Source organism: Clostridium sp. UBA7339 (assembly GCF_002470865.1).
GTDB classification, from domain to species: Bacteria; Bacillota; Clostridia; order Clostridiales; family Clostridiaceae; genus Clostridium_J; species Clostridium_J sulfidigenes.
Window position 1 is genome coordinate 218,377 of record NZ_DKPI01000012.1, and the last position, 18,389, is coordinate 236,765.

An 18,389-nucleotide genomic window follows, 5' to 3' on the forward strand; every position below is an offset into this window, starting at 1 on the left:
CTCTAATACTCCCATCTTCTTCAAAGTGGGAGTAAAGAGCGGCTACGACCCTGGATAACGATTTCTAACCTTCAGAGGGAGTAAAAAACTCCCTCTGAAGGTTAGAAATCTGTTTATGTTTATATTATCTGTATCAAAATACTACCTTATTAATAAATGAACATCTTTACTCATAGATGAAAGTAGTATATATTATTATAGTTACTATTTTACTTAGGATAAGAGAACTAAAATTATTTTACTGATGAAAAGAAGAGGGTAAATATGAGATTAGACAAATTTTTAGCAGGGTCATTCGTTGAGACACGTAAAAAGAGTAGGGATTATATTAAAGAAGGTAAGGTTAAAGTAAATGGGGAAGTGATAACAGAGCCTGCAATGGAAATTAAGGAGAGTACCGATATCATTGAGTATCTTGATAAAGTAGTTGATTATAGAGAAAAGGTGTATTATATGTTTCATAAACCTACAGGATGTATTACTGCAAGAAAGGATGCTGATAATAAAACAGTCTTTGATTTTTTTTATGAGGATAATATAAATGGGATATTTCATGTTGGAAGATTAGATAAAGATACAGAAGGATTATTGCTTTTTACCAACGATGGTGATTTTGATCATCAATTAATGTGTCCGGAAAGGCATGTCGAAAAGAAATATTTCTTTTGGGCATTGGGTTCATTAGATGACGAAGATAGAGATAGATTAGAGAATGGAATTTCCATTGGAGAAGGTGAAGCATTAACAAAGCCTGCCAAAATTGAAGTGGTGAAATGTGGGAACTATGAAGAGTTAGAACAGGAAACTGATATTGGAAAGTTTTATAATATAGAATCAAAACATTATAATCAGCCTATTGTCTGTGGATATCTTACAATTTCTGAGGGACGTAAACATCAAGTTAAGCGTATGTTAAAGGCAGTTGGTTGTTATGTGGTATATTTAAAGAGGATTTCTATTGGGGAGTTAACCTTAGATGAAACCCTTGAAAAAGGCCAGTATCGAATGCTAACAGAAGAGGAAGTTCACAAGTTAGTGTAAAAATTATAATTTTTGGAGATAGATATAAAAAAATAACTATAAGGCAATTGTTAACTCATGTATCAGGTATGCCAGATGAAGAGGATTATGAATGGAATAAGCCTCAATATAATGAAGATGCTTTAGAGAGGTACGTTAGAAGCATTAGTGGAAGAGAACTTATGTGGAAGCCAGGAGAAAAATTTGCCTATAGTAATATTGATTATGAGATTTTGGGAAATGTTATTGAAAAAGTTTCAGGTATGTCTTTTGAGAAATATATGAAAGAAAATATTCTCAATGTTGTACAAATGAAAGAAAGCAATTTTTTTAAACCTTTAGTTTCAAAGGAGCTACTTACAAGTCCTCATGTCTTAGATATCAAGAATGGCTATGGTGCCACGGTTAGTGAAGTTTTTCCTTATAATCGTGCACATGGTCCAAGCTCTACGTTGTATTCTAATGTAGTTGAAATGTGCAACTACGCTATTGCTAATATGAAGGTCGGAAAATTTAAAGGAAATAAAATATTAGAAGCCCATAGTTATTTAGAACTTTGGAGAAAATATGCCTTAACAGGTTGGGGTGGTTATACTTCGGAAATTGGATTGGCATGGTTTTTGGGAGAATATAAAGAAAATAAAGTGAGATCTCACAGTGGTATGGATACAGGATTTAGAAGCAATTTAATAATATTACCAGAGAGAGGTATTGCAGTTGTTGTTATGATTAATTCAGATTATATTGGAACTAAAGTTTTATGCGAGAGTATTTTAGATATACTTTTAGGAGAAGAAGTTGAATATATAAAAAGATCACTTGCTAGTCATATAGTAAGAACAATGTTTAATAATAATTCTGAAATTGCATTACAGGAGTATTATACAATAAAGGAAAATTCCATTGAAAAATATCTTGTGTATGAGGATGAATTTAACGCTATTGCTTATAACTTGTTGGAGAGAAAAAGAATTAAAGAGGCAATAGATGTGCTCAATTTATCAATAAAAATATTTCCAGGATCAGCTAACCTTTATGATAGTTTAGGTGAAATGTACTTATGTCAAAGTAATAAGAAGCTAGCTTTAGAGAGCTATAAGAAATCTTTTGAGTTGAATCCTAACAATAAAGAAGCTAAGAAGATAATAGATGAATTAAGTTAAATAGATAAAAAGGGGGAGTAGATAAGTTTGTGTAAACACAAATTTATATACTCTCATTTTGATTGATGAGAGGGTACGTATGTCCAAAAATTTAGTGTATATTCTCTGATTTTGTAAATCTTATTTAGAAGTTTTGATTATTAACTTCTTTTATATATTCTTTTTACAGTATTTAAACCTTCCAATATTTCTATTTTTGAGAAATTACAACTGATGAGTTTATCTTCAGTCCATTTACTTATTTCTTCATAAAAGAATAGTGCTAGTTCTAAGTTTCTAGGGGATTTATGAGAATTGATAGCTTCAAACAGCATATTTTCAGCTTTATTGATTTCACCTCCAATTATATATTTTCTAATCATTATTTCCAGTAGCTGGTCTTCTGCAATAGTAATATCATCACTGTTTTCATCAATACTATTTTCTATAGCATTTTTCCCTTTAAATATAGAAGCTACTGCTTGTAAGGCTGTTTTTATCATTTTCATTATATAGTCATTTTCATACATTTATAAAGTCACTCCTTATTTTAAATTAGTATGGTTAAAGGAATTATATTCTTAAATTTTATACAGTCACTCTAATAATTTATATTAACAGATGTTACTTTATTTTTGTATATATTTATTATATTACAAGCAAAATGTAAGTATTTATGTTTGATTGGATCTTTAGTTGTTATTTCAATGTTTAGACGTATTCATAAAAAATATAATTAGGAGGGGCGTGTTTTGGTATATCTGTAGACAGCAGCTCAATATAAAGGACTACTTGTCTACATAAGTAAAGAAATATTCAAGGGACATTCTGGGGACCGGCTCCATAATCACTTGTATATATTTGGAACATTGATATACTTATATTAAGACTATTGAAAGGAAGCGATAAATATGAATGAAATTTTTGATATTTCTTATGATGAGGTTGAAGTTATCAAGAACTTATGGGAAAAAAACAGACAGTATCATGAAAATACTTCAGAATACTTTAAGGAATCTTATAGGTTTATTAGCTTTGAGGAGAGAATTAAAGCTTTTGAGAGCCAGACAATAAAAATTACCGTTGCCAAGAGTGATGATGGATATATTGGATATTGTATATCAACGATAATTAATGGAAAAGGAGAAATTGATTCACTTCACGTTGATGCGCATAATAGAGGAAGTGGCATTGGTAAGAAACTTGTAATTAAGCATATGGAGTGGTTGAAAGAAAATAATTGCAAAGTAATTGGGGTAACGGTATCACAAGAGAATGAAACTACCATAGGGTTTTATAAGAAACTTGGATTCTATCCCAATACCTTATATATGCAACAACGTTAATATAGAATAAGGGTGTTACTTTGATTACATCTTTAGTTGTTATTTTGTAATTGACAAAATATTCATAAAAAAGTATAATTATCAAGGTAAACAGTTATTTACTAATAATATTTTATGAAAGGAGATGTTTTTAATGAATACAAGTAAAAGGGTGATTTTAGTATAAAACTTAAAATGGGCTTAAATGTAACTTTAGACATAGTCTATTATTTGTGTTGCATTTTTGTGGGAGTAGTTAACCTTTCATAATACTGCCTATAAAGGATGAGTAACGCGACAGGAAGGTCGTGTTTTTTGTAGCCGTAGATAGAGTAGCCAAGTACAAAGGGTTGATTGTCTACGGTATCTTTATGTCCATTTTTAAGGAAAAAAATAATGTGGAGGCTATATATGAATAGAAAATATACAGATGCGGAACTTAAAAGAGCACTAGACATGGTAGAAGAGGGGTACTCTTTCTCAGAGGCCGCAATGGCAAATAATCTTAATAAAAGTATTGTAGCAAGAGAGATGAGAAAGAGAAAAAATGAAAAAGCTGGACAGCATATAGATGATTATAGAAGGAAGTTTCAAAATGATATAAACAATACCAAAATAGAAAAGGAGATAAAAAAATGATTAGAGAGATAGAAGTAACCAATATGGAAGACTCAGATATAAATGAGGTGAAAAAGATATGGGTTAGACAATTTGAACTATATTGTGATAATAGTGAATTTCCATTACATTGGAAACAAGATACAGAATTATTAGAAAAGTTTCTTGTTGAAAGAATTAAAAATCAAAGTGCAGTTGTAGCAAAGTTAGACAACAGGGTAGTTGGATTCTTGGCATATGATGAATTTCCTTTCAATGGAGAGAATACAGTGTTTTGTCCAGCAATAGGACATTCTGCTATTGAAGAATACAAAGAAAGTGTATATTTAAAATTATATAAAAGTATATCACAGGAATGGATTAATAAAAATATTTTTAATCATATGTGGACAATATTTTTTAATGATATAAATTTAAAAAACATATTGTTTGATTTAGGATATGGGTCATATTTGATAGATGCATTTAATGATTGTAATATTGAGTCTGGTGAAAAATCTATGTGTGATATTAGAAAAGCTACCATGGAAAATGCTAATGTTTTATATGAGCTTGTAGAAGAATCCAATGAATATTATGCGTCTGCACCATTATTTCTTAAGAGAGACAGGTTTACTAAAGAAGAGATTGAAGAAATAATATTAAAAAGAAATGTGTTTATTGCATGGCACGAAGATATTCCGGTGGGATTTATTAATTTAAGTATTGCTGATAACAATAACTTTATAGATATGTCTATAAAAAAATGTGGTTTAATCGACGAAATTGGTGCTTATATAAAATTAGAATATAGAAATAAAAAAATAGGTATTGAGCTATTGAAAATCGTCAATGATTATTGCAAAGATTTTAATGTACCATATATTCATGTTGATTTTGAAACAGCAAATCTATATGGTAATAAGTTTTGGAAAAAGTATTTTACACCAATGTTATTATCTATGAGAAGACCAATTAATAAAGATATAAATGATAGATAAATTTTAAATGTGCACAATCAGAGGAACGCATCACAGAAACCCTTAACATGAAGAAGTTGTTTAAAAGTGCCCTGTAGCAGTTTATGAACTGTTAGAGGGCACTTTTTTGATTTATCCGATGACTACCAGCTCTAATTTTCCCATCTTCTTCAAAGTGGGGGAGTAAAGAGCTGCTACGTCCCTGGATAACGATTTCTAAAGCTTCAGAGGGAGTAAAAACTCCCTCTGAAGCAAAGAACTCTGTTTATTTTCGTTTCATATTTCTCATTAGGCATTTAGTATCCTTATCTATTTGTAATGATTCGGTAATTTTTTGTAAAGCTTTGTTATAGGTCATATCATCCAAAGTGTTATTTTTAAGAAATTTTAGTGTTTTCTCTGGAAACCTTATATAACAGATAGATATGGCCCAAGCCACTGACATTTTAACGTAATAGCCTGTATGTTTAATGCCATCCAATAGCTTTAATATTTCATCAATATGATTATCATCTATATAATAGAAAAGAAGCATGACTACTCCAAAACGTATATGATACTCATCAGCATCTGAAAGATAGGGCATCAAGTATTCCCACATTTCCTTTGGATATTGTTTAGGAAGTTTTAATCCACTACAAAAGCTATCGCATACGGACCAATTATCAACTTTATTAACAAAGCTTGTGATGTATGGCAATATATCAGAAAGCTCAGATTTTACATAACCAATGGTCATCCCTTGAAGCATAATCTCTTCAAAACTGTCATCTGATGCATTTTGCAAATAACCTTGCCAATCATCTTTTGCAAGTTTTTTAGCAATTTTTCGAAGTTCAGGTAAACGAACACCTAGGATGTTGTGAATACCAGGTAATAAGCCACTAGAAAATTTTTGATATTTAGGCTGTGCTAATATAGAAAGTTTTTCCTTAATCATATTATTTATTTCCATTTTTATTCTCCTTAGTTTCCTAATTATATTTTATCATAGAGATTCCCTATTATAATCTAAATAATAATATTTTTTTATAAGGCATTATTAATTTAAGTTATTTATGTAATATAATATACGGTTTAATTATCACCAATTTTCTATTCTAGCATATGATGTATTGAAAGTATAAAATAGATTAAATTTTATTACAGTTTTTCAAAAGGAGGAGAATTTATGTCCATTAACTTTAAGAAATTCATACCACGTCCAGGTCTTGTAAATAAGCAAGGACGTTTACCTGATCCTTCAGAGTTAGTTTGTATTGAAGTACCAAAGATTTTTGATCAATGCTTAATTAAAAGATGCCTTGTATATGGTGAAGGTCCTGACACGAATACAACAGATTGTGAATTAAGAAGCGATCCACTTATTGATCCTAAGAGATATATTGGAAGTAGAGACTTCAATGTAACACTTATATCTGTAGATAAGATACCAGTTAAAGGTAAGCGGGGATTCAAAAAAATAGTTCTTAATTATATGATTTCTTTCTATGCTGATTATATTGATTGCAATGGTATTACTAAAAGTGAATTATATGAAATTAACAGAACTGATGTAATTGGGAAGTTCTACTGTCCTGATTCAATAGCTCAAATTTCAGCTAGTTTTGTACCTGTTCAACAAGCACAAGATTTAGATTCCAATATTATAAAACTTGAAATGGTTGCTGAAGCTCTTGATGGTGAGTTACTACAAGATCCAAATGGAGATGATGTTCTAGATATTACTTTGGGTTATTACATTGTTGTAAAATGTGAGCTTATTGTACAATTACTCATACCGGCTTATGACTACTGTCCAGTTCCAAAAGAATTATGTGAAGAAGAGCCTGAAGATCCATGTGAAAGATTTGATAGAGCTCCAGTTCCTAAGTTCTATCCAGAGCAAAACTTAGACCCATTATTCCCAGACTGTGACGATAATGATGAAGAGTACGATTAGTAAAAATTATAGAGTTTATTATAATAAAAAGAATACTTAAGGTTTTTACAGGTAAATGAGGAATGTAACTTAACTAAAATCAGTAGTTATGAAAGGTAATGATAGTTTTAAGTGTATTGCTATATTTTTTAATAAATTTCTATCTATCATCACCTTTTTCCTAATAAACTCATATATTATAATAAAAACACTTAATAAATAGGATAATACACTAAATTACTCATACAATTGATTTTATTAAAATTTATTTAATTAAAAGGAGGATTCTATTTATGAATTCAATGTCAAAAGATTGTTATGATCCTTGCAAGCATGACCCTTGCAAGCATGACCCTTGCAAAAAGGAGATTAAAAAGGACAAACATTGCGCAACTATTATAAAATGTGGTACTCCTAGCGCAACCACAATCCCTGTAGCTACTGTAGCAGGCACAACATTTACTGTTAGCTCTGTTACTTTAGATAATTCTTGCTTGTGTAACCCAACAACTAAGTTAGAATTCGCAAGTAATCTTGTTGCTCCAGTTGCTTTTACAGGAACACTAAACTTTCAAGTATTTAAACTTTGTAAAGGTCAGATTACGCCAGTTCCTGTTGGACCTTCATGGACATTTGATTTAGTAGCACTACTTTCATCACAAACATTCTCATTCTTCGTTTGTGACTGTGATTCTTGCTTTGATGACTGCTGTACCTATACTGTAGTTGCAACGGTTACTAGTGTAGTTACTGTTGGTACTCTTAATATTAACAACGCAACACTTGGAGCAATATCAACATGTGGTAGAAATAATTGTTGCTAAAGATTAGTCATATATAAATCGATTAGTTTAGATAATTTTGATATATAAATAATTAAATTACTGATATTAATATTAACAAAGTCTCGGAGTGTGAATTTTCCATGCCGGGATTTTGTTATGTTTATATATAGGTTAGCGAATAATTGATATATTTCATTATTAGAAATAATTATATTCTTTATATTTTCATGAGCAATCACGAAACTTTAACCTTTTGAATATAATATATAATAAGCAAGAGCTTTATGACTTTAGACTTCATCATAGGTATTTCTTACTTTAATGATAAGTCATATATTTATTTGAATTGTGATTAGAAAAGGAGGTTTATATGATTTATTTGGATAATGCAGCTACGTCCTTTCCAAAACCACCAGTAGTTTATGAAGAAATGCTAAATTGCATGAAAAATTACTGTGCTAATCCAGGACGAGGCTCTCATGATATGTCAGTGAAATCAGCTTTGAAAATCATGGAAACAAGGGTAGGTATATGTGAATTATTTAATATACCTAGTCCTTTAAATTTGATTTTTACAAGTAATGCTACAGAAGCCCTAAATATATCAATTAAAGGAGCTTTAAAAAGAGGGGATCATGTTATTAGTACAGTAATTGAACACAATTCTGTTTTAAGGCCACTTCATTCATTAAATGAAGGTGGAGTTGAAATCACTCTGGTGGGTGTAGATAAAGCAGGTTATGTAAATTTTAAGGATATTAAAAAGGAGATCAAGGGAAGCACTAAAATGATCATTATCAATCATGCTTCTAATGTACTAGGTACTATTCAGGATATCGAAAGTATCGGAAGGCTTTCAAAGGAAAATGGGATTATATTTATGGTAGATGCATCTCAAAGTGCGGGAGTGATTCCCATTGATGTAGAAAATAATCATATTGACCTATTAGCTTTTCCGGGACATAAAGGATTATTGGGGCCTCAAGGAACAGGGGGATTATTTATAAGAGATGGTATTAAACTAAGGAATTTTAAGGAAGGTGGAACAGGAAGTAACTCACACTTTATGGTCCAACCAGACTTTATCCCGGATCAATTTGAAAGTGGAACACTAAATACACCAGGCATTGCTGGGTTATGTGAAGGTATAAAATTTATTAAGAGAATTGGAATAGATAATATACGAAAATGTGAAGAAGAATTAACAGGGTATTTATTAGAAGAGATAAAAAAACTTTCTTATGTAAAAATCTATGGAAGTGATTCTAAAAAACAAAGAAGTGCAGTAATTTCTTTAAATATAGATGGAATTGACGCTTCGATTGTCGGTGAACAATTAAATGAAAACGGAATTGCTTTACGGACAGGCTACCATTGTGCACCTTTAATACATGGCGTAATTGGTACAGAGTATGCTGGTACGGTGAGAGTGAGTCCGGGATATTTTAATACTTTTGAGGATATAGAAAAATTAGTAGAAGCAATTAAGATGATTTATAAATTTAAATAATGTGAAATGGAAGATACAGTACATATATAATTATATATGTAATAAAAAACATTAGGATGTGAAAGTTATGAATGCTTGTAATAATTCAAACTCTCTTTATCAAATAGACAATCCTTCTGATTGTGAAAGATACACGATGCTTGAATATATACTAAAGATGCAGAATAGATTAGATGATCTAAATAATATAATTGATTTAATGAGTCCACCTAAAGATATAACAAACATTTGTCCAACAGGGTATGCTAAAGATATTAAGGTAGCGATAATTGGTGCGGGAGAGGCAGGGCTAGCTGCAGCCTTTGAACTCAGAAAGATAGGATGCAACATTACTTTATTTGAAGCAAGTCAGAGAATTGGGGGTAGGGTATACACATATTATTTTGATAGAAATAAAAGATATTATGGTGAATTAGGACCAATGAGTATACCAGTATCTCATGAGACTACCTGGCATTATATCAATCTTTTTAAGCTTAACACAAGCCCATTTGTAAATAATAACACTAATGCTCTGTTTTATGTAAGAGGTGAAAAGGCTGTGAACGATCCTAAAGGGAAATATATATCAAGGAATATATATCCTAGATTTCACTTAACAGACAGTGATAGAAGCAAAGTTCGTTCGCAACTTTATAGAAAGTTTTATCAAAAATATCTAGATTCTCTTACATCAGAAGCAAGAAAGGAGTTAGTTGAAACTAAACCCGAATACTTAAAGAGTATAGAGGACATAGATAAACTAAGTTATAGAAGAGCCTATGAAAATGCAGAGTTTAGTGAAGATGCGATATCAATGTTAGGCTATTTAGATGGTAGTCAGCAGTTTTTTAAGCTAAGTCTCACTGAAATCCTACAGCAATATTATACTGCTGATTCTGAGTGCACTTACCGTATTAACGATGGCATGATTAACTTACCGCTTTCGATATATGGAGCACTTTGTGATAATATAGAAATAGAAGATGTATATAAAGGTATAGCTAAAGATAAATTAGGTCATGTAGATATAAAAATGGGCTCTCCAGTTGATGGCATATATAGTTCATCTTCAGGTGATAAAATTCTTCTTAAATATACAGAGTGTGGAACAAGTAAAGAGAATTTAGAGGAATATGATTATGTTATATGTGCCGTGCCTTTTCCAAGCTTGAGGAGAGTTGAGATTAATCCTCTTTTTACGGTGACAAAGATGCAGGCAATAAATGAAATGAACTATGAAACAGCGCAAAAGGTATATTTATATATTAAGGAAAGGTTTTGGGAGATGGGGAATGCATCCAAAAAAATAGTAGGCGGAAGATCTTTTACTGACCTCCCACTAACTTCAGTTTACTATCCATCAGATCATGCGAAACCAGTATCGAATAAATATGGGAAATGGACGCTAAAGCCTGATGCAAGTCCAGAAGAACCAGGTGCATTGCTTGCTAGTTACAGCTGGTGTCATGAAGCGGTGAGATTAGGCAATGAAAACCCTGAGTTGCAAGTCAACGACGTTATAAGATATCTAGAAAAAATGCATGAACTTCCTCCTCATTATATTAATGAGAATTTTATTGACTATAAGTCATTAATTTGGTCTGATGTACAGTATATATGGGGAGCAGGAGCACTATCTAAGCCCCAGGAAAAAACACTGTTTTCCTATGCTGTAACTATTCCAGAAATGGGGAATAGAGTATTTTTTGCAGGAGAGCATATATCACAAAAACATGCATCACAACAAGGAGCCTTACAGAGTGGAATGATTTCAGCAAATGAAGTAGCAAAGCAAATAATAGCTAGTAAAGAGTAGACGGAAGTTTAAAGGTATAAATGCAATGGCCTACATCAACTAGATGTAGGTCATTTTGTAATTCTATGCCCAAGAGGTTTTGATTTCCAATGTTAGATGGAATAGAGGGAATATTTGCTATCATGGCTATCTTCTTCCACAATAAAACCGCTTGCAATAAAAAAGTTAAGGACAATAACTAAATGTCCTTAACTTTAAATTAGCTAAACCAAATTATTTTCATATATGCCTAACTTTTAGCAACAGTTATTTCTACCGCATGTTGATATTGCTCCAAGTGTTGCATTGTTGATATTAAGAGTACCAACAGTAACTGCACTAGTAACAGTTGCAACTACAGTATAGGTACAGCAATCATCAAAGCAAGAATCACAATCACAAACAAAGAATGAGAATGTTTCTGATGCAAGTAGTGCAACTAAATCAAATGTCCATGCAGGACCAACAGGAACAGGGGTAAATTGACCTCTACATAGTTTAAATACTTGAAAGTTTATAGTTCCTGTAAAAGCAACTGGAGCAACAAGATTACTTGCAAATTCTAGCTTAGTTGTTGGGTTACATAAGCAAGAATTATCTAAAGTAACAGAACTAACGGTAAAAGTTGTACCTGCTACAGTAGCTGCAGGTACTGTAGTAGAACTAGGGGTACCACATTTTATAATAGTTGGACAATGTTTGTCCTCTTTAATTTCTTTTCTGCAAGGATCATAATAACCTTTTGACATTGAATTCATAGATAGAATCCTCCCTCTAATTATATAAATTTTAATAAAATCAATTGTATGAATAATTAAGGTATGCAATTATTTGTTAAGTGTTTTATTATATTATATGATTTTTGTAGAAGAAAGGTGATGATAGATAAGCATTTATAAAAAAATATAATAATATATTTAAAAATATTATCACCTTTCACAATTACTAATTTTACCGAAGGTACATTATTCATATAGATATAGAACCCTTAATTATTCTTCAGTTATAGCAAGTCCGATAATACAGTTTCATTATCGTCACAGTCACAGTCTGGGAATAATGGGTCTAGGTTTTGATCAGGATAGAACTTAGGAATTGGGGCTCTATCAAATCTCTCACATGGATCTTCGTCAGGTTCTTCTTCACATGGTTCTTTTGGAACTGGACAGTAGTCATAAGCTGGGATAAGTAGTTGTACAATAAGCTCACATTTTACAACAATGTAGTAACCTAAAGTAATATCTAGAACATCATCCCCATTTAGATCTTGTAGTAATTCACCGTCTAGAGCTTCAGCAACCATTTCAAGTTTTATAATGTTAGAATCTAAATCTTCAGCCTGTTGAACAGGTACAAAACTAGCTGAAATTTGAGCTATGGAATCAGGACAGTAGAACTTTCCAATTACATCTGTCCTATTAATTTCATATAATTCACTTTTGTTTACGCCATCGCAATCAATATAATCAGCATAGAAAGAAATCACATAATTAAGAACTACTTTTTTAAAACCAGGTTTTCCTTTGAGCGGAAGCTTATCTACGGAAAGTAGCTCTACATTGAAGTCTCTACTACCAATATATCTCTTAGGATCAATGAGCGGATCGCTTCTTAATTGACTATCTGTTGTATTTGTGTCTGGACCTTCGCCGTATACGAGACATCTTTTAATTAGGCATTGATCAAAAATCTTAGGTACTTCAATGCAAACTAATTCTGAAGGATCAGGTAAACGTCCTTGTTTATTTACAAGACCAGGACGTGGCACAAATTTCTTGAAGTTAATGGACATAAATTCTCCTCCTCTTGAAAAATTATGATAAATATAAATATATTTAATACTTACAATACATCATATGTCAGAATATTAAAGTGGTGATATTAAAAAGTCAGGTTAATATAATTTTTTGTTATATAGAAGTGCATAATAAGTTTTTATTTAAATATAATTTTATAAAGGGGGAGTGAGTATGAATGGTGTATATCCTTGGATATATGGTGACTATAAAGATAACATATGGAAGTTTTCACGAAACGACAATAAAGAGTTATGTTATAGAATTATGTACAGAGAAGGAAAATGGACTAAAGAAACTCTAATTGATGTAGAGGTGCTAGGATTCGATGTTTATGTTAGTGTAGATGAGACAATACATGTGGTATACAGTAATACTAAAGGGGAACTGAGATACTGTACTATGAAAGATACGCAATGGTTGGGAAAGCTACTATATCAAGTGGAAAGTGAAGAATTTGAAATACAAAACTTAAAAGTAGAAATTATCGGAGATGAGATGCACATCTTTTATTTACTAGTAGGTAATGATGGTAGTGACCATGGAGTGTTAATGCATTGTATATGGAATGGAAAAGAAACTAAAATTACCACAATACAGGATATTATATTGATACCTAATTTAAAAGAATATTATTCAGTACATGTAAATAAAAAGGGTAATATTTATGCATTTTTTATTTCAGATGAAGGTGATGAGATATCTTTAAACTATTGTAACTTTGAAAATCACAGATGGTCGATTGCAAGAAGACTTTATGGCATTCAAGGAGAGGATATAGGGTTTGAAGTGTTAATGGATCAACAGGAAATTCATATACTAAATAAATCTAGAGAAGACTCTATTTATTTTCTTGATCATGTTTCTATAGATATTATCGGAAGTATAAAAGAATTCAGAGTTCATGAAAGTAGAAAAGAATTGAAAGAACCTATATTATTTACTAAAAGTAATAAATTGTACGTTTGTTGGCTAGAACAAGGGAAGATTTCCTATTCAGCCTTTGATGGTAAAAAATGGAGTAGCGTAGTTTATTTTGATAGAGGTAATGAGCTTACAGTAGAAAGATATAATTGTTTTATTGGTATAGATAAGGATAGTGCTACTAAAGTAAAAAAAATTTATGGAACTAGTGGATTGGATTTGTATTTGTTTAATCCAAGTGAAATTATAACAAGTATGAAAGATTCATTAAAAAAAGAAGGAAATCAAGTTAAAGGAGCAACACTTCAGGAAAGAGAATCAATTGAAAGTTTAAAACTTGAATTATCTAGTGTAAATTTAGAAAAGAAAAATTTAGAAAAGAAAATTATAGCATTAAATTTACAATTACAAAAAAATCAAAGATTTATAGATGAATATGAGGAACAAATTGCTAGAATATTAGAACAAAAGCGGAAGTCAGATGAGAACTGTAATATATTCTTGAAATTGCAGAAGAACATTCAAAAAGAGTTAGAGGGAACAAAAAAAAAGTTTTTGGAAGAAGAACTCCTTACAACAAGTATTCAAAAAGAGTTAGAATATACAAAACAACAATTGCTAGAAGAAAGGAAGATTAAAGTAGCGGTAGAAAGTAAATTGAAAGAATGCCAAGAAGAAAATGTAATAATTAAACAGCAAGGTGAGATCATAAATGAAGAAAAAAGGAGATTGAGTGAAGAACTTGAATTAGAAAAGAATCAATCCATTATGGAACGATTACTAAGAAGAAGGACAAATGGAGTATAAAGTCACTTCTACAGCTTTAAAGCATACAATAAAGTAAGGAGCCTGTATAAATTAAGGCGTCACAAAATAGAGGTGATAATATGAAAATAGAAGATTACGATTATATCATGGTCTTTACTTCTCATCACAGGGCGCTATATATTTACGAGCGTTTAGTTAGAAAAAATATAGCGGTAAAACTTGTTACTGCTCCTAATAAAATTAATATTAGTTGTACTCAAGCAGTGAAATTTAAAGAAATAGATATGGAAGCTATACAAAAAGAATTACAAAGAAATAATATTTACCCAACTAGTATGTATAAGATTGTTAAAGAAGGAAAAAGCCAAACTTATGAATTAGTTGAATAATATTTGCTTGGTTAGTTTTTTTATATTTATATTGCATAATAAGCAAGCATAAAGCATATTTTTTAGTATAAGAGTGAACTCGGAAACTAACTTCAAATAGAATCAAAAATAGTTTTTATATAGTTTTAGTACCGATCACTCTTTAAGTTATTATTTGGATTAATTTATAATTAAAATCACTTATATAGGCTGAAAAGTGAAAATTGAATATTAAGATAAATTATATAATAGACCTAGAATAATGATATAAAGATTTACTGATGGCACAATATGATTTATTAGTAAAGGAGGAGGTGAAGGCGAGTCTATGTTTAATAAAAGAGAGAAAATCATCTATTATATATCGCATTTAGGAACAGGAAAGGTATCTATAATTGATGGGGATAGTTATAGTATTATAAAAGAGATTGATGTTGGTCCAAGGCCTCTAAGTATTATTGTTGATGAAAAAAGCAATGTGTATATAGCTAGTGATAGAAATAGTAAAGTTACACTTATTGAGGATTTATATGATTCAAATAGAACATGGAATATTACTAACAATGGTAATATAAAAGTAGATTTCATAGCTCAGAAAATCTATGTCTGTGATACTGAGGAAGTATGTATTTATAGCTTAAGATCTGGTGAAAAGCTTGGTTGCATAAAAGGGTTTATGGCTGCAGATAGTTTAGAACTTGACAAGGAGAAGAAGAAATTATTTGTACTGGACATTTTTCAGAATGAAATAAATGTTTATGATACATCAGACTTCCAATTGATAAAAGTGTACAAAGATGTTGGGACTGCGCCTAGCTGTATTCTTATTGGAGAAGATGAAAAATATATTTATATATGTAATAAAGGAATTAATAAAGGAAATTATATGGGCAATGTCTCTATATTGAATCTTGAAAATGGGGATATTTCATATATAGATTTCCCAAAAGGGTCTGATATTACATCTTTAGATCAGGCCGGGATTCTTTTATATGTAGCAAATAGTGGGTTGCATAGAATTGAAGTTATAGATATCTTAAAAAGAGAAAGTATAGCAACAATAAAAACTACTCTACCAGAATTACAAAGAATTAAATTATCTCCTGATAAAAAAACATTACTTGTAACTAGTATAAGTAATGATGGGAAAGGGGTATTTGAAAGGATTGATATTTCTAATAATGTTATTTTAGATACTCTTACTTTTGTACAGAATAATAGTATTCCATACGATATAGGTGTGGTTACTCAGAATAAATTTCAAGTAGATGAAGAATCTTTTATTTTCGCAGAGTGTGAAGATGAAGAAAAACAAGAAAATGTAACCACTATATTAGCAAAAAAAGTTATATCTACCTATCAAGAAAAAATAATCTTTCCACAGGTATTAAATGAAGTATCTTCAAAAGGTGAAAAAATTATAAGTGTGGAAGAAATTGTATTTAAAAAGTGTGAAATTGTAAAAGAAACAAAGAATAGAGAAATTATAGATAGTCGAAAAAAATACTCAATACTACAATATGATTTTTATATTCCCTATTACATAGAATGCAAAGATGAACGGGAACAAAAATATATAGTTGAAGGAAAAATTAAGGGAACACAAAAAGCGACATTATATATACCCGCATATGCAGAACAAGAGGGAGTAGAATTTGTAATCAATTCTTTTGCTAAATTAACAGGCACTCCAGTAATTATAAACAACAGTTTGAAGTTTGATGTTAGTGTTTTGATTTCAACAAAGGTAATTGTAGAAGAAATAGTATTTATTCCATTTTGTAGAGACTGTGAAGGTTGTAGAGGAGAGAAGAAAGATGACTAACGAAAAATATGATTGTTTTTTGGTTAAGCAGAAAGATGGAAGATTACTAAAGTTTTGTTATGATAGTAACCAAGGCATATATTATCAAATACTTATGAATCATGAGTGGTCAGAGAAGATAAGCATTTATAAAGATAGTTTTGAATATTTTTATGTTTTGGAGGAGTGGAATGGGAAGATTCATGTTTTCTGTCAGGATATTTGTGGCGATCTTATTTTATCTACATTGGAAGGAAAAGAATGGACGCATAAAACTCTCCTCCATATGAAGTATGATGTAATTACACCTATACGGATTAGAGCTTTTTTTTGCTCCAAGGATATTCATTTACTATATAACGTAGTAGATAAACATACTTATTCAGAAATATTAGTTCATCAATTTGCTGAAAATGGAACGTTATGGACTCAACCGCAAATAATTGCTAATTTAGAATGTTACTCTAAGTTTCCGTATGGTACTTGCCAAGCGTGTGAATCTAATATAATCTTATTAAACACTATGGTAGCTGGAGTATATCAATTAATTTCTAGAAATTTCCACGTTGTAGAAGGGCGATGGGGAAAGGAAGAAGTTATACACATGTCTCTCTTACCATACATAGATTTTACTTTTTGTGTAGAAAAAAATATAAAGCACTATCTGTTTATTACTCAAGATGATCATGTTAATAGAGTGATTTACCAGTATAAGGAAGCAGGGCTGCAAAAAAATACTATACTGTTTCAACATGTAAATATTAATTCTTGCACATTAATATTATATAATAGGGTGTTATGGGCTTTGTGGATTTGCGATAACAAGCTTTATGGATGTTTTTCTGCAGACTGTGGACAAAATTTTAGCAATCCTCAAGTGTACAGGCATTTTGATAAGATATTGCCTAAGAAAGTATTTTATCAAGAAAATATAGAAGATAAACAAAACAATTATTTTATTAATGAGATATATGTAGTGAATGTTAATGGACAGGAACAAATGTTTTTGCCGGAATTTTTAGAAAATTCAATAGATACTGAAGTAGAGAATAATAAAAACCTAGAGCATAAGGTTGAAAATTCTACATTTAAAAAGGAGGAGTTAAAAAATTATTTTTCAAAAGTTAAAATACTTAAAAGAGAAAAAGAAGAATTAGAATTAAAGCTTAAAGAGACTTATGAAGAATTAAGAACATTGAAAGAGGATATGCAGTATGAAAAAAATCAAATATCAAATTTGAAATATAAATTTTACAATGAAAAAGAGAAAATTAATATATATATGTATGATAATGATGTATTAAAAAAGAAAAATAGTTGTTTAGAGCAGATGCTGTTACAAAAGGATAAAGAAAAAATATTAATGGAAAAGAAATTAGATGAAAAAGAAAAAGAAAATGAAAATTTAAAACAACAAATGAATGTTAAGAGTGTCGAGAATTTATCTAATCTAAAAGAAGCTAAAACAAAAAATGAAAATAAAATTCCTAAACATGTGAGATTTTCTTTGATTAAATGGTTACTAGATGATGAAATTTAAAAGCATTCCTAATAAAATGTCATTGACAAAAGGGTGCCTTTTATTATGTAGGTTTTGTATAAAATATTTAATTATTATAATAATAGAAAATGACGGATTTATTTAATAGATTAGTAAAATCCAAATTAGTGA

The 18,389-nt window shown here is 30.3% G+C and carries 17 protein-coding genes; 13 read left to right on the top strand and 4 right to left on the bottom strand.

Features of this window, described 5'->3' with window-relative positions:
- The first annotated feature begins 264 nt into the window (after positions 1-264).
- Both B2S02_RS12850 and B2S02_RS12855 read left to right on the top strand, forming a co-directional pair.
- Positions 265-1,041, top strand: a complete 777-nt coding sequence (locus B2S02_RS12850) for a pseudouridine synthase (RefSeq protein WP_346920831.1) — start codon at positions 265-267, stop codon at positions 1,039-1,041.
- Between the two features lie 8 nt (positions 1,042-1,049).
- Positions 1,050-2,183 (top strand): serine hydrolase, encoded by a 1,134-nt coding sequence (locus tag B2S02_RS12855; RefSeq protein ID WP_346920928.1) that lies wholly within the window; start codon positions 1,050-1,052, stop codon positions 2,181-2,183.
- Between the two features lie 140 nt (positions 2,184-2,323).
- On the opposite strand, the gene B2S02_RS12860 is transcribed toward B2S02_RS12855, so the two are convergent.
- A complete protein-coding gene (locus B2S02_RS12860; RefSeq protein ID WP_346920832.1) occupies positions 2,324-2,692 on the bottom strand; it encodes a DUF6483 family protein in 369 nt (122 codons plus the stop codon).
- Positions 2,693-3,073: 381 nt separating this feature from the next.
- Between B2S02_RS12860 and B2S02_RS12865 the strand changes: the two genes are divergently transcribed.
- From B2S02_RS12865 to B2S02_RS12875, 3 genes are all read left to right on the top strand, one after another.
- Positions 3,074-3,508: a GNAT family N-acetyltransferase gene (locus B2S02_RS12865; RefSeq protein ID WP_346846436.1), complete on the top strand. Its 435-nt coding sequence runs from the start codon at positions 3,074-3,076 to the stop codon at positions 3,506-3,508.
- A 390-nt stretch (positions 3,509-3,898) separates the two neighbouring features.
- Positions 3,899-4,126, top strand: a complete 228-nt coding sequence (locus B2S02_RS12870) for a hypothetical protein (RefSeq protein WP_346846437.1) — start codon at positions 3,899-3,901, stop codon at positions 4,124-4,126.
- A complete protein-coding gene (locus B2S02_RS12875; RefSeq protein WP_346846438.1) occupies positions 4,123-5,085 on the top strand; it encodes a GNAT family N-acetyltransferase in 963 nt (320 codons plus the stop codon). Before B2S02_RS12870 ends, B2S02_RS12875 begins: the two co-directional genes overlap by 4 nt.
- A 244-nt stretch (positions 5,086-5,329) precedes the next feature.
- Here the strand turns inward: B2S02_RS12875 and B2S02_RS12880 are convergent, their stop codons facing one another.
- Complete coding sequence (locus B2S02_RS12880) at positions 5,330-6,013, bottom strand: DNA alkylation repair protein (RefSeq protein WP_346920929.1); 684 nt, start codon at positions 6,011-6,013, stop codon at positions 5,330-5,332.
- A gap of 222 nt (positions 6,014-6,235) precedes the next feature.
- Between B2S02_RS12880 and B2S02_RS12885 the strand changes: the two genes are divergently transcribed.
- The 4 genes from B2S02_RS12885 to B2S02_RS12900 all read left to right on the top strand — a co-directional run bounded on the left by B2S02_RS12885 (position 6,236) and on the right by B2S02_RS12900 (position 11,078).
- Positions 6,236-7,006 (top strand): hypothetical protein, encoded by a 771-nt coding sequence (locus tag B2S02_RS12885; protein ID WP_346846439.1) that lies wholly within the window; start codon positions 6,236-6,238, stop codon positions 7,004-7,006.
- Positions 7,007-7,278: 272 nt separating this feature from the next.
- Positions 7,279-7,809, top strand: a complete 531-nt coding sequence (locus tag B2S02_RS12890; protein ID WP_346877016.1) for a DUF4489 domain-containing protein — start codon at positions 7,279-7,281, stop codon at positions 7,807-7,809.
- 331 nt (positions 7,810-8,140) lie between these two features.
- A complete protein-coding gene (locus B2S02_RS12895) occupies positions 8,141-9,280 on the top strand; it encodes an aminotransferase class V-fold PLP-dependent enzyme (RefSeq protein ID WP_346879235.1) in 1,140 nt (379 codons plus the stop codon).
- A 67-nt stretch (positions 9,281-9,347) separates the two neighbouring features.
- The gene (locus tag B2S02_RS12900) at positions 9,348-11,078 is read left to right on the top strand and encodes an NAD(P)/FAD-dependent oxidoreductase (RefSeq protein ID WP_346879234.1); all 1,731 of its coding nucleotides are present in this window, start codon (positions 9,348-9,350) and stop codon (positions 11,076-11,078) included.
- A gap of 236 nt (positions 11,079-11,314) precedes the next feature.
- Here B2S02_RS12900 and B2S02_RS12905 read toward each other — a convergent pair whose 3' ends face one another.
- Both B2S02_RS12905 and B2S02_RS12910 read right to left on the bottom strand, forming a co-directional pair.
- Positions 11,315-11,815, bottom strand: a complete 501-nt coding sequence (locus B2S02_RS12905; protein ID WP_346846443.1) for a DUF4489 domain-containing protein — start codon at positions 11,813-11,815, stop codon at positions 11,315-11,317.
- A 245-nt stretch (positions 11,816-12,060) separates the two neighbouring features.
- Positions 12,061-12,849: a hypothetical protein gene (locus B2S02_RS12910; protein ID WP_346846444.1), complete on the bottom strand. Its 789-nt coding sequence runs from the start codon at positions 12,847-12,849 to the stop codon at positions 12,061-12,063.
- Positions 12,850-13,027: 178 nt separating this feature from the next.
- On the opposite strand from B2S02_RS12910, the gene B2S02_RS12915 reads away from it, so the two are divergent.
- The 4 genes from B2S02_RS12915 (at position 13,028) to B2S02_RS12930 (ending at position 18,257) form a co-directional block, all read left to right on the top strand.
- The gene (locus tag B2S02_RS12915) at positions 13,028-14,584 is read left to right on the top strand and encodes a hypothetical protein (RefSeq protein ID WP_346879232.1); all 1,557 of its coding nucleotides are present in this window, start codon (positions 13,028-13,030) and stop codon (positions 14,582-14,584) included.
- An 80-nt stretch (positions 14,585-14,664) separates the two neighbouring features.
- The gene (locus B2S02_RS12920; RefSeq protein ID WP_346846446.1) at positions 14,665-14,934 is read left to right on the top strand and encodes a DUF3343 domain-containing protein; all 270 of its coding nucleotides are present in this window, start codon (positions 14,665-14,667) and stop codon (positions 14,932-14,934) included.
- A 307-nt stretch (positions 14,935-15,241) separates the two neighbouring features.
- Positions 15,242-16,738 carry a hypothetical protein gene (locus B2S02_RS12925; protein ID WP_346877013.1) on the top strand — a complete coding sequence of 499 codons (1,497 nt, stop codon included), beginning with the start codon at positions 15,242-15,244 and terminating at the stop codon, positions 16,736-16,738.
- The gene (locus B2S02_RS12930) at positions 16,731-18,257 is read left to right on the top strand and encodes a hypothetical protein (RefSeq protein WP_346877012.1); all 1,527 of its coding nucleotides are present in this window, start codon (positions 16,731-16,733) and stop codon (positions 18,255-18,257) included. Before B2S02_RS12925 ends, B2S02_RS12930 begins: the two co-directional genes overlap by 8 nt.
- Positions 18,258-18,389 lie beyond the last annotated feature (132 nt).

What these genes read in the sequence shown, in the direction of transcription:
- B2S02_RS12850 (WP_346920831.1), top strand. Translation starts at nt 265, where the DNA reads ATGAGATTAGACAAATTTTTAGCAGGGTCATTCGTTGAGACACGTAAA.
- B2S02_RS12860 (WP_346920832.1), bottom strand. Translation starts at nt 2,692, where the DNA reads ATGTATGAAAATGACTATATAATGAAAATGATAAAAACAGCCTTACAA.
- B2S02_RS12865 (WP_346846436.1), top strand. Translation starts at nt 3,074, where the DNA reads ATGAATGAAATTTTTGATATTTCTTATGATGAGGTTGAAGTTATCAAG.
- B2S02_RS12870 (WP_346846437.1), top strand. Translation starts at nt 3,899, where the DNA reads ATGAATAGAAAATATACAGATGCGGAACTTAAAAGAGCACTAGACATG.
- B2S02_RS12875 (WP_346846438.1), top strand. Translation starts at nt 4,123, where the DNA reads ATGATTAGAGAGATAGAAGTAACCAATATGGAAGACTCAGATATAAAT.
- B2S02_RS12885 (WP_346846439.1), top strand. Translation starts at nt 6,236, where the DNA reads ATGTCCATTAACTTTAAGAAATTCATACCACGTCCAGGTCTTGTAAAT.
- B2S02_RS12890 (WP_346877016.1), top strand. Translation starts at nt 7,279, where the DNA reads ATGAATTCAATGTCAAAAGATTGTTATGATCCTTGCAAGCATGACCCT.
- B2S02_RS12895 (WP_346879235.1), top strand. Translation starts at nt 8,141, where the DNA reads ATGATTTATTTGGATAATGCAGCTACGTCCTTTCCAAAACCACCAGTA.
- B2S02_RS12900 (WP_346879234.1), top strand. Translation starts at nt 9,348, where the DNA reads ATGAATGCTTGTAATAATTCAAACTCTCTTTATCAAATAGACAATCCT.
- B2S02_RS12905 (WP_346846443.1), bottom strand. Translation starts at nt 11,815, where the DNA reads ATGAATTCAATGTCAAAAGGTTATTATGATCCTTGCAGAAAAGAAATT.
- B2S02_RS12910 (WP_346846444.1), bottom strand. Translation starts at nt 12,849, where the DNA reads ATGTCCATTAACTTCAAGAAATTTGTGCCACGTCCTGGTCTTGTAAAT.
- B2S02_RS12915 (WP_346879232.1), top strand. Translation starts at nt 13,028, where the DNA reads ATGAATGGTGTATATCCTTGGATATATGGTGACTATAAAGATAACATA.
- B2S02_RS12920 (WP_346846446.1), top strand. Translation starts at nt 14,665, where the DNA reads ATGAAAATAGAAGATTACGATTATATCATGGTCTTTACTTCTCATCAC.
- B2S02_RS12925 (WP_346877013.1), top strand. Translation starts at nt 15,242, where the DNA reads ATGTTTAATAAAAGAGAGAAAATCATCTATTATATATCGCATTTAGGA.
- B2S02_RS12930 (WP_346877012.1), top strand. Translation starts at nt 16,731, where the DNA reads ATGACTAACGAAAAATATGATTGTTTTTTGGTTAAGCAGAAAGATGGA.